Source organism: Granulicatella sp. HMSC30F09 (assembly GCF_001806915.1).
Taxonomy (GTDB): domain Bacteria; phylum Bacillota; class Bacilli; order Lactobacillales; family Aerococcaceae; genus Granulicatella; species Granulicatella adiacens.
In genome coordinates this window covers 16997-26759 of record NZ_KV786426.1, presented here as the reverse complement: position 1 = coordinate 26759, position 9763 = coordinate 16997, and the positions used below count along the sequence as shown (strand labels likewise).

At 39.4% G+C, this 9763-nt stretch carries 8 protein-coding genes and 1 pseudogene; 1 reads left to right on the top strand and 8 read right to left on the bottom strand.

Features of this window, described 5'->3' with window-relative positions; all coding sequences use genetic code 11:
- Positions 1 to 173 precede the first annotated feature (173 nt).
- The 8 genes from HMPREF3103_RS05160 to HMPREF3103_RS05120 all read right to left on the bottom strand — a co-directional run bounded on the left by HMPREF3103_RS05160 (position 174) and on the right by HMPREF3103_RS05120 (position 9306).
- Entirely contained in the window at positions 174 to 1088 is a 915-nt protein-coding gene (locus tag HMPREF3103_RS05160; protein ID WP_070437909.1) for a pseudouridine-5'-phosphate glycosidase, read from the bottom strand.
- A complete protein-coding gene (locus tag HMPREF3103_RS05155) occupies positions 1085 to 2038 on the bottom strand; it encodes a carbohydrate kinase family protein (protein WP_070437907.1) in 954 nt (317 codons plus the stop codon). The genes HMPREF3103_RS05160 and HMPREF3103_RS05155 overlap by 4 nt, the downstream gene beginning before the upstream one ends.
- Before the next feature lie 254 nt (positions 2039 to 2292).
- Positions 2293 to 3699: a dihydrolipoyl dehydrogenase gene (lpdA, locus tag HMPREF3103_RS05145; protein ID WP_070437901.1), complete on the bottom strand. Its 1407-nt coding sequence runs from the start codon at positions 3697 to 3699 to the stop codon at positions 2293 to 2295.
- A 78-nt stretch (positions 3700 to 3777) separates the two neighbouring features.
- A complete protein-coding gene (locus HMPREF3103_RS05140; RefSeq protein WP_070437898.1) occupies positions 3778 to 5382 on the bottom strand; it encodes a 2-oxo acid dehydrogenase subunit E2 in 1605 nt (534 codons plus the stop codon).
- Positions 5383 to 5463: 81 nt separating this feature from the next.
- On the bottom strand, positions 5464 to 6441 hold the full coding sequence (locus HMPREF3103_RS05135) for an alpha-ketoacid dehydrogenase subunit beta (protein WP_049554647.1): 978 nt from the start codon (positions 6439 to 6441) through the stop codon (positions 5464 to 5466).
- Between the two features lie 2 nt (positions 6442 to 6443).
- Positions 6444 to 7550, bottom strand: a complete 1107-nt coding sequence (gene pdhA / locus HMPREF3103_RS05130) for a pyruvate dehydrogenase (acetyl-transferring) E1 component subunit alpha (protein ID WP_005605221.1) — start codon at positions 7548 to 7550, stop codon at positions 6444 to 6446.
- A gap of 308 nt (positions 7551 to 7858) precedes the next feature.
- Entirely contained in the window at positions 7859 to 8917 is a 1059-nt protein-coding gene (gene dinB, locus HMPREF3103_RS05125) for a DNA polymerase IV (RefSeq protein ID WP_070437895.1), read from the bottom strand.
- Between the two features lie 116 nt (positions 8918 to 9033).
- The gene (locus tag HMPREF3103_RS05120) at positions 9034 to 9306 is read right to left on the bottom strand and encodes a hypothetical protein (protein WP_070437892.1); all 273 of its coding nucleotides are present in this window, start codon (positions 9304 to 9306) and stop codon (positions 9034 to 9036) included.
- Positions 9307 to 9521: 215 nt separating this feature from the next.
- Here HMPREF3103_RS05120 and HMPREF3103_RS09635 point away from each other — a divergent pair.
- Positions 9522 to 9763: pseudogene (locus HMPREF3103_RS09635) on the top strand (ISL3 family transposase); the annotation flags it as partial.

The following is a 9763-nucleotide window of genomic DNA, read 5'->3' as shown; positions in this document are numbered from 1 at the left end:
CGAAACTCATTCCATTCAACCACTGTGCTAAGAGGGCGTGGGATTTTTTAATCCATACGCCCTCTTTGAGGCTTTAAAGGTGAGAGACCTTGGGCTCGAACCGGTGCCATGTCACAGCAACTACAAACAAATCCGCAAGGATTCGTTGTAATCCATAAAGCCTTTTTCTTTGATTATTTTCCTTCTTGGTATTCTTTTGCGATTTGCGCACCAAGCTTCGCGTTGTTATAAACAAGCTGAATGTTTGTCTTCAAGCTTTCCCCGCCTGTTAACTCAACGATTTTCGCTAATAAGAATGGTGTGCTGTCTTTTCCGTGAACACCTTTTTCGTCTGCTTCACGAACCGCTTGATCGATAATCGCATCGATTTTTTCATGTGGAATCTCGTGTTCAGCTGGGATTGGGTTTGTGACTAAGATACCGCCTTTAAGGTTCAATAACTCAGAGTAACGAATCATTTCAGCAACTTCTTTAGCTGATTCAACTCGGCTGTTTAATTTGTACTCAGAAGTACGTGTGTAGAACGCTGGTAAGTAGTCAGTTTGATAGCCTACAACTGGTACTCCTTTTGTTTCTAAATATTCAAGAGTACGTGGTAAATCAAGAATCGCTTTGGCACCAGCACAGACAACTGTAACTGGAGTTTGCCCTAATTCATCTAAATCTGCTGAGACATCCATTGTTTCTTCAACGCCACGGTGAACCCCACCAATACCGCCAGTTACGAATACTTTGATACCCGCTAAGTGCGCACCAATCATCGTTGTCGCTACTGTAGTTGCACCTAGCACGCCTTTTGCAAATGTTTCAGCTAAGTCACGGCGTGATACTTTTGCGACTGGTTTTTCTTTTGCAAGACGTTCTAAGTCCGCTTCTTCTAAACCAATTTTGTATTTTCCGTCCATGATGGCGATTGTTGCAGGAACAGCTCCATTGTCGCGGATAATTTGTTCAACAGTTTTAGCCATTTCAACGTTTTGTGGATATGGCATTCCGTGTGAAATGATGGTTGATTCTAACGCAACGACTGGTAAGTTGTTGTCTAAAGCGTGTTGCACTTCTTTACTGATTGATAATAATGGATTCATGATAAACCTCTTTCCTTTAATTGTTGATATTCTTTTTCAAATGACTTAGCGTTTAAGTCTTTTCGAACTGTTTCAATGGCTTGGACCGTATAGTACGAATTCGTTAATCCGTATCCTATCGATTCTTCCAAGCTAGCCCCCTTAAGAGCTCCGTAAAGCACTCCAGAAGAAAATGAATCTCCTGCTCCTGTCACATCACAGACTTGCTCTGCTTTAATCGGTGTAAAAGTCTTTACGATTCCTGTAACATCTGCAAAAACACCACATTTCGTTCCTTTTGTAATGACGATATTTTCAACGCCATCCTTCTGCCACAAAGTAGCTAGTACCGAAAGCGTGTGTTCGCCGTACCTCGTTTTTGACTCATCTTCATTCACGACAATCCAAGTCACTCCGTGTAATTTGTCAGGGATTCGTTTCATCTTAGGTCCACTCACTGGAATAATGGCCAGTGGAATTTTTCCTTCATTTGTTAGCTGTATAAGCGCTGCTAATGTTTCTTGAGGAAGATTGAGATCTGCAATGACGAGCGCTGCTTCTTTCACCGCTTCTTCATGCGAAGTGAGCCACCTAGGTGTCATCTCCTCACAAATGGTCATATCTGCTAAAGCAAGACACATATCACCTCGAAGGTCCAAAATCGCTGTATAATTCGACGTTATTTTTCCTGACAGTCGGTCAACTAATGAAAAATCAATAATGTCTTTCGTTTCTCTTTCAAGCCATGTAAAACTTTCGTCATCTCCTGCTACCGATAACATCTTAACAGAAATTCCTAGTCGTCCTAAATTTTCAGCAATGTTTCTGGCAACACCGCCTGCACTTAATGACGAGACTACTGGATTGCTCGTTTCAAGAACGAGATCTTCGAGTAATTGAACTTTCTTGTCTACGTTCATTCCACCGATACAAAGTACGTAGGAATCCTTAAATTTCTTGTCCTCAGACATGAAACATCCCCCTTCGTTTACATAAAGGTTCGATGAATGGAGGAGGATGAAGCTTTTCCTTCATTCGGTCTTATACGCTTCATTATAAGCGATAACCCCTACTCCAATCAAGCTATCCTGAACAAAAAGCCTAATATTCTTAAAAACACTTATATAATTGTTCGTATTCGAGAAGTTAGATACTTTCATTTTCCTGTAACAGCAACAAAAAAGGACCCGAAAATTCGAGTCCTCTAAGTTCATTAATATGAAAATTAAACGTGAATTGGCATACCTAATGCTAATTCAGCTGTATCCATAACTACTTCTGATAATGATGGATGTGAGTGAATTGTTAATGCGATATCTTCTGCATTCATTCCAGCTTCAATTGCTAAACCTAATTCAGCAATGATATCTGAAGCATTTACTCCGGCAACTTGTGCACCAACGATTACGTTATCATCTTTAGTAGTGATTAAACGAACGAAACCTTCAGTAGCGTTCAATGATAATGCACGACCATTTCCTGATAATGGGAATTTAGAAGCTTTCACTTGTAAACCAGCATCTTTAGCTTGTTGTTGAGTGTATCCAACTGAAGCAAGTTCTGGATCAGTGAAGGCAACAGATGGCATTGCACGGTAGTCAACAGCCACTGCTTTACCTGAGATTGCTTCTGCAGCGATTTTTCCTTCATAGCTTGCTTTATGAGCTAAAGCTGGTCCAGGAACGATATCACCAATAGCAAAAATATTTTTAACGTTTGTACGTCCTTGGTTGTCAACTTTTACTAAACCACGTTCAGTCATTTCAACACCAGCAACGTCTAATCCTAATTCGTCAGTGTTAGGACGGCGACCTACAGCAACCATAACGTAGTCCGCTTCAACCGCTTCTTCTTTGCCGTCTACTGTGTACTTAACAGTTACGCTGTCACCATTATCAACAGCTTCTTTAGCCATTGCGTTAGTTACGATAGTAACACCTTTTTTAGCCATGTTATCTTCAACAAGTTTAACCATGTCTTTGTCAAACATTGAAAGGATGCTTGGAGCACCTTCAAGGATTGTCACTTCTGAACCTAAGTTAGCGTATGCTGAACCTAATTCTGAACCGATAACTCCACCACCGATAACAACTAATTTTTTAGGAACTTCTTTAAGACCTAAACCACCAGTTGAATCGATCACGCGTCCGCCAAATTTGAATCCTTTGATTTCGATTGGACGGCTACCCGTAGCTACGATAGCATGGTTGAATGAGTATGTTTGAGCGCTGTCTTCAGTCACAACACGTAAAGTGTGTTCGTCTACTAAGAAAGCTTCTCCACGAATGATTTCAACTTTGTTTTTCTTTAATAAGTACTCAACACCAGCAGTTAATTTCTTAACAACTTGGTTATCTTTCCATTCTTGAGTTTTAGCGAAGTCTAAAACAACTTCTTTAGCAGTCACACCAAATACTTCTGAGTGTTGTGCTTCTTGGTAATGATGTCCAGCAGCAATCAATGCTTTAGAAGGAATACATCCAACGTTTAAGCAGACACCACCAATATATTCTTTCTCGATAATCGCAACTTTTTGACCTTCTTGTGCTGCACGAATAGCTGCAACATATCCACCAGGGCCAGCACCGATTACGACTGTATCTAGTTCAATAGCGAAATCGCCTACTACCATTTTTTTCACCTCTTAAAAGTTTTCAAATAAGGAACCGACGTAAACACGCGTCTACGTCGTTCCTAACTGTTTAATGAATTAAGCTTCCATTAATAATAATTCTGGATCGTTTAATAGACGTTTGATTTCGTTCATAGCTTTTTGAGCAGTTGCGCCGTCCACGATACGGTGGTCAAAGCTTAATGATAATTTCATGTTACGTCCGATTACGATTTCATCGTTTTCGTTGATTACTGGTTCGCGAACGATTGTACCAACACCTAAAATCGCAACTTCAGGGTAGTTGATAACTGGAGTGAACCAACCGCCACCTACTGAACCGATGTTAGAGATTGTAATTGTTCCTTGTCCCATTTCAGCAGCTGTTAATTTACCTTCATGAGCTTTTGCAGCTAATGCGTTAATTTCATCTGCAATACCGAACATGCTCTTAGTATTCGCATCTTTGATATTTGGAACGAATAAACCTAAATCTGTATCTGTAGCGATACCGATGTTGATGTAGTTTTTGTAAACAATTTCTTGAGATGCGTCATCGATAGAAGCATTCAATACTGGGAATTTCTTCATTGCTACTGCTAAAGCTTTAACAACGTAAGGTAAGAATGTTAATTTAGTACCTTGTGCAGCTGCAACATCTTTGAATTTCTTACGGTGATCCCAAAGTTTAGAAACTTCAACTTGGTCATGTAATGTAACGTGTGGTGCAGTATGTTTGCTGTTAACCATTGCTTTAGAGATTGCTTTACGCATTGGAGTTAATTTAACGCGTTCTTCACGTTCTGCTGATCCAACGAATGGTTTAGCTGGAGCCGCTGCTGGTGCTGATGCTGCTGGAGCTGGTGCTGCTGGAGCTTCTACTGCTGCTGGAGCTGCTGCAGGAGCTGCCACTGGTGCGCCACCGAAGTTATCGATGTCTTCACGAGTTACGCGTCCACCTTTACCAGTTGGAACTACTGCTGTAATATCAACACCTTTTTCACGTGCATATTGACGAACTGAAGGCATTGCTAATACTAATTTACCAGGGTTGCTTGCTGCTGGAACTCCAGTTGGAGCTGCAGGTGCCGCTGGAGCTGCTGCTGGTGCTGCAGGTGCTGCTGGAGTCGCTGCTGCAGGTGCGTGAGAACCGCCTTCTGTTGCGATTTCAACGATTACATCACCAACGTGAGCTACTGTTCCTTCAGATACTAAAACTGCTGTAACAGTTCCAGATACTGGAGAAGGAATAGATTCTACTGATTTATCGTTTTGTACTTCGAATAAAATGTCATCTTCAGCAATCTTGTCGCCTACTTTGATGTCGATTTTAACGATTTCACCTTCTGCAATACCTTCACCGATGTCAGGTAATTTGAATTGGAAAGTGCTTGATGCTGCAGGTGCAGCTGGTGCAAGTGCTGCCGCTGGAGCCGCTGCTGGTGCAGATGCTTCTGCAGGTCCTGAACCATCGTCAATAACTACGATGATGTCGCCAACTCGTGCTACTGTACCTTCTTGAACTTTAACTTCTAATACTTTACCACTTACTGGAGAAGGAATTTCTTCTACAGATTTGTCGTTTTGTACTTCGAATAAAATATCATCTTCTTGAATTGTATCTCCGACTTTAATGTCGATTTTTACGATTTCGCCTTCTGCGATACCTTCACCGATATCAGGCATTTTAAATTGGAAAGCCATGCTTGTACATCCCTTCTTATTTTTATAAAACTCTAAAGAGCACACTCAAGTGAGAGGCTCTTTAGAATGAAAATTGTTAAATTAGAAGTTCACTGTTTCGCGAACTTTAGCTTCAATGTCGCTAGCATTTGGTAACCAGTCGTTTTCTGCTTGACCAAATGGGAAGATTGTATCTGGAGCTGCAACACGTCCGATAGGAGCTTCTAAACTTAAGATTGCGCGTTCAGAAATTTCAGACATTACCATTGCGCCGATACCAGCTTGACGTTGTGCTTCTTGAACAACCACTACGCGACCAGTTTTTTCAACTGATGCTAAGATTGTGTCTAAGTCTAATGGAGAAACAGTACGTAAGTCGATAACTTCTACTGAGATTCCTTCTTTTTCTAAGTTCTCAGCAGCTTTAACAGCTTCACGAACCATTGCGCCGTAAGTGATTACAGATACGTCTTTACCTTCACGAGTTACAGCAGCTACTCCTAGAGGAACTGTGTATTCTCCTTCTGGAACTTCTTCACGGAATGAACGATATAATTTCATGTGCTCTAAGTAAACAACTGGGTCGTTGTCACGAATAGCTGAGATTAATAACCCTTTTGCATCGTATGGGTTTGAAGGGATAACCACTTTCAAACCTGGTGATTGAGCTACTAAACCTTCTAAGTTATCTGAGTGTAATTCTGGAGTATGTACCCCTCCACCCATTGGTGAACGGAATACGATTGGCATGTTACGAGTTCCACCCATACGGTAACGTGTACGAGCTGCTTGAGCTACCACGCTATCCATTACTTCGAATACAAATCCGAAGAATTGGATTTCAGGAACTGGACGGTAACCTTCTAAAGCTAAACCGATTGCTAAACCACCGATACCAGATTCTGCTAAAGGAGTATTGAAAACGCGGTCTTCACCGAATTCATCTTGAAGTCCTTGAGTTGCACGGAAAACCCCACCGTTTTTACCAACGTCTTCCCCGAAAATTAGGACATTTTCATCACGTTTTAATTCAACAGCCAATGCATCAGTGATGGCTTGAATCATTGTCATTTGTGCCATAATTATTTATTCTCCTTTGCTTTAAAGTGTTCGATTTGTTCTTTAATAACGTTTGTTGGTTCTTCAAACATTGTTTCTAAGAAGAATGAAACTTTTTGTTTAGGTTGTTTGTCAGCCTCTTTAATAGCTTCTTTGATTTCTTCTTTAGTTGCTTCGATTACTTCGTTTTCTTTTTCTTCTGACCATAAGCCTTTAGCTGTTAGGTAGTTACGGAAACGAATTAATGGATCTTTCTTAGCCCATTCATCTTGAATTCCTTCTGGTTGGTAACGAGTTGGATCGTCACCTGATAATGTATGAGGACCATAACGGAAGCAGATTGTTTCGATTAACACAGGACCGTTTCCAGCAACTGCGTATTCACGAGCTTTTTTAGTTACAGCGTAAACTGCTAATGGGTCCATACCATCTACTTGGATACCAGGGATACCAGCAGCAACAGCTTTTTGAGCTAATGTTGGAGCAGCTGTTTGTAACTCACGAGGAGTTGAAATTGCCCAACCGTTGTTTTGAATGAAGAAGATTGCAGGTGATTTGTAAGCACCAGCGTAGTTAATACCTTCGTAGAAGTCCCCTTGTGAAGATCCTCCATCACCAGTATAAGTTACTGCAACGTTTTTCTTACCACGTTTTTGTAAACCTAAAGCAACACCTGCTGCTTGAACATATTGTGCACCAATAATGATTTGTGGTGGTAAAGCTTTTAATGATTCTGGGTACATGTTACCTGCAACATGTCCACGAGACCATAAGAATGCTTGTGATAATGGTAAACCGTGTTTTACTAATTGAGGTACATCACGGTAACCAGGTAAAAGAACGTCTTCTTTTTCAATTGCTTTAATTGAAGCTAATTGAGAAGCTTCTTGTCCAGCTGTTGGAGCATAGAAACCTAAACGTCCTTGACGGTTTAATGCAGTTGAACGTTCGTGTAAAATACGAGACCATACCATATCTGTCATTAATTCAACTAATTCGTCGTCAGATAAATCTGGTACTAAGTCAGGATTTACAACTTTTCCTTCTGCGTCTAACACTTGAACCATTTCAAAGTTCGTGTTATTTGGTGTGAAAAGTGCATCGAGATTGAATTTTTTCTTCGTTGCCATACTTCTTTTTTCCCCTTTTCTATAAGAAATTGTGCTTCACAGACAAAACAGGTAGTTAAAACTGTACTATTCCCTCTGCTATCGTATAATAATTTAACAAACTTTTGTGAATTATGCAAGCAAAGAAGACTTTATAGAGCGTTTTGGTTAACTTTGTGAATAAAGTTCTATTTTGTTACGCTTTATAAAGTCTTTTTTTATTCCGATTTGTTCAACTCTTTATCTGTTTTCATCTATTTTCAGCAAATGTACCTATAGTTTTCACTTGCAAACTGTACTAGTTTCACTTTTAGAACTGTACTAATTTATTAAAACAGTTTTAATTGTTTATAAATTTTATCTGTCTTTTCTAAATGCGAAACACTTAGCCCAATCAAACGAATTGGCTTTTCATCCATCATTTCTTCAAATAGTTGCAATGCAAGCTGAAGAATTTCTTCTTTTTTATTAAAATACTCCCGTAATGTAACACTTTTACTTGTTGTATTAAAATTAGAATCTCTTAATTTGAGCGTGACGGTTCTAGCAGCTAAACTTCTTTTCTTCAGCATCCGCTCTAATTCTTCTGAAAAACTATCTAAATACCCTGTCAGAATTCCATGATCCGTTGTGTCCTTTAATAAGGTTCGTTCTGTCCCAAACGATTTTCGCTCACGATGAAGTGTCAACTGATCATTTGACTCTCCACGAACCTGTTTAAAGAGACGTGGTCCTAGAATTCCAAACTTTAGTTCTAATTCTTCTTCCGTCAAAGGAAACAAGTCTGCTCCTGTTTCGATTCCAGCCTTTTTTAACTTCTCAGCACTCACTTTCCCTACCCCATAGAAATCTTCAATCGGAATATTCTTAATAAATTCTTTTGCATTTTCGGGTGTAATCACAGTAACACCAGACGGCTTATGATAACCCGAAGCCATTTTCGCAAGAAATTTATTAAAAGATACTCCAACGGAACAAGTGAGCCCTGTTTTTTCGTAGACATCCTTTTGAATCGCGTGAGCAATTACTGTTGCAGACTGAATTCCTTTCTTATTATCCGTGACGTCTAAATAGGCCTCGTCAATCGAGAGTGATTCGATTAAATCTGTGTAGGTTCGAAACACTTCATGCACCTGAGCGGAAACTTCTTTATATAACTCATATCTCCCAGGCGTGAGTATCGCTTTCGGGCAGAGCTTCATCGCTTTAGCAGTTGGCATCGCTGAACGGACCCCAAAAGCCCTCGCCTCATAGGAACAAGTTGACACAACACCGCGTTGGTTTGGTTTTCCACCTACTATCACAGGCTTTCCCCTCCACTCAGGATGGTCCCTTTGTTCCACTGATGCGAAAAATGCATCCATATCTACATGTAAAATTTTTCGCATCTACCCTTCTCCATTTTGAACGTTTGTTCTTATTTTATCGTTTATATAGAATAATTCAAAAAGGAATGCTCATCAAAGAAAAAAAGCTAAACCAAATCGTTTAGCTTTTATAATATCTATTTATTTTTATCATTCTTTTCTTTGATTTTCACATAGATCATCAAACCAATACACAGAACCGTACAACAAATACCAAAAATATTATAAATATCTTTTCCGTTTAATCCGGTCATTACTAATTCTAGTGATTCTTTCTTCGTAACGAACTCACTAATTGAAAATCCATGTTGAACTTCAGCTGCTTTTGCTGAGTTGTTCCCTATAAACACCATAGATAAAATAACTAATGAAGTAGTGAAAAATCCAAGCCATTTAGACTTTTTATTCATACTGTACCTTCTTCCTTTTAAAAACTTTTAATCTTTTCCAAAATTGTACCACAAATTTCATACAATACACAAAAATAAGAGTAAGCGGAATCTTCGGTTCTATAATTTTTAGGGCTGATGGAAATTTTTCACCAACCCTATTTTAGTGTATACAAAAAGGCCAACATCCATTATATTAAAAGCGCCTAAACCTAAAACAAAAGGATGATGACCATATGAACAATATACTAGAATCTACTCTACAAATCAAAGATAAAAACATTATTTGGGATGATAAAGTTCAAGAGCAGATATTTAAAAAGAGAAAATCTTTATTTTATTCAGCTACATATACGCATAACCCAGCATTTTGTACGGTCTGCGGGTGTGTTAGCCAAAATAATAATATCGTTAAAAATGGGACGAAAACGTCTCGTATCACTCTTTGTTCTGTTTCAGGCCTACCGGCCTACTTAAA

What these genes read in the sequence shown, in the direction of transcription:
- HMPREF3103_RS05120 (WP_070437892.1), bottom strand. Translation starts at nt 9,306, where the DNA reads ATGAATAAAAAGTCTAAATGGCTTGGATTTTTCACTACTTCATTAGTT.
- HMPREF3103_RS05140 (WP_070437898.1), bottom strand. Translation starts at nt 5,382, where the DNA reads ATGGCTTTCCAATTTAAAATGCCTGATATCGGTGAAGGTATCGCAGAA.
- pdhA (WP_005605221.1), bottom strand. Translation starts at nt 7,550, where the DNA reads ATGGCAACGAAGAAAAAATTCAATCTCGATGCACTTTTCACACCAAAT.
- dinB (WP_070437895.1), bottom strand. Translation starts at nt 8,917, where the DNA reads ATGCGAAAAATTTTACATGTAGATATGGATGCATTTTTCGCATCAGTG.
- HMPREF3103_RS05155 (WP_070437907.1), bottom strand. Translation starts at nt 2,038, where the DNA reads ATGTCTGAGGACAAGAAATTTAAGGATTCCTACGTACTTTGTATCGGT.
- lpdA (WP_070437901.1), bottom strand. Translation starts at nt 3,699, where the DNA reads ATGGTAGTAGGCGATTTCGCTATTGAACTAGATACAGTCGTAATCGGT.
- HMPREF3103_RS05135 (WP_049554647.1), bottom strand. Translation starts at nt 6,441, where the DNA reads ATGGCACAAATGACAATGATTCAAGCCATCACTGATGCATTGGCTGTT.
- HMPREF3103_RS05160 (WP_070437909.1), bottom strand. Translation starts at nt 1,088, where the DNA reads ATGAATCCATTATTATCAATCAGTAAAGAAGTGCAACACGCTTTAGAC.